Below are 1,249 nucleotides of genomic sequence, written 5' to 3'. Positions count from 1 at the left end.
CGATGTCGGGCTGGGGTTTGGCTGGAGCCATTCGCTGGCGCATCGACTGGAGTTCGATGGCGAGGCGGTGGTCTGGGTCGATCACGAGAATCGCCGCACGCGGTTTCCGTTGCCCAGTGTTGAACGCCCGGCGATTCACAACAGCCTGTCACGGGCGGCGATCTTTCTCGGCGATGAGCCGGAGGAACTGATCCTCGCGCTGGCCGGGGATGCGGCGCGGTTTTATCACTTTCGTGCCGGGCGGCTGGTGGCGGTCAGTGATGCGTATGGCAATCGTCTGACGGTGCATCGCGATTTTTCCGAGCGTGTGCAGCGCCTGGATAACGGGGCCGGGCGGTCGTTGTTGTTGCGCTACGACCGGGCGCATCTGGTGGCGGTTGATTACCAGGTGCTTGAGGCTGATGGCTGGCGCACCGAGCAAACGCTGGTCAGTTATTGCTACGACGCGCGTCAGCGGTTGTTGGCCGCGACCAATGCGGTCGGTGACAGCGAGCGTTACGACTACGACGATCAGCACGTCATCCTGCAGCGGCAGTTGACCGGCGGCGCGAGCTTTTTCTGGGAGTGGGAACGTTCCGGCAAAGCCGCGCGTTGCGTGCGCCATTGGGCCTCGTTCGCGCAGATGAATACGCGGTATGTCTGGGACGACAGCGGCCGCGTCACGGTGCATTACGTTGATGGCACCGAAGAAACCTACGTCCACGATGACAGCGCGCGGCTGGTGCGCAAGGTCGAGGCCGATGGCGGTGAGCATCTCAAGGCTTATGACGCTGCGGGGCGGTTGATCGCTGAGCAGGATCCGCTGGGTGCGGTCACCGAATACCGCTACGACGACATCGGACGGCTGATCGCGCTGCTTCCGCCGGAAGAAGAGCCGACGTCCTACGAATACCGCAACGGTTTCCTGCACAGCCGTTCTCGCGGCGAGGCGGTGTGGACGTTTCGGCGCAACGCCGAGGGCGATGTCACCGAGGCGGTCGATCCTGACGGCCAGGTCACCCATTACTACTACGACACGCGCGGGCAGTTGCTGTCGATCCGCTATCCGGACAGCAGTCGGCACAAGTTGTCGTGGAATGACCTCGGCCAACTGATCGAAGAAACCCTGCCCGACGGTGGTGTACGGCGCTTTTCCTACGATGCGCTGGGGCGACGGACGACCACTTGCGACGAACACGGTGCCGTTACTCGCCAGCAGTGGGATGCCATTGGCCGACTGGTTCAGATGACTTTGCCTACAGGCGCCACC

General features: G+C 63.0%; 1 protein-coding gene. It reads left to right on the top strand.

Annotated features, from left to right (window positions below; translation table 11 throughout):
* On the top strand, nucleotides 1-1,249 hold a 1,249-nt coding region (locus tag ACM6HV_RS10810; protein WP_414904171.1), incomplete at both ends, for a DUF6531 domain-containing protein.

Source organism: Pseudomonas sp. IT-P260, assembly GCF_949768395.1.
GTDB lineage: Bacteria > Pseudomonadota > Gammaproteobacteria > Pseudomonadales > Pseudomonadaceae > Aquipseudomonas > Aquipseudomonas parakoreensis.
Note: the sequence above shows the minus strand (reverse complement) of the source record. Positions and strands in the feature narration are given on the sequence as shown.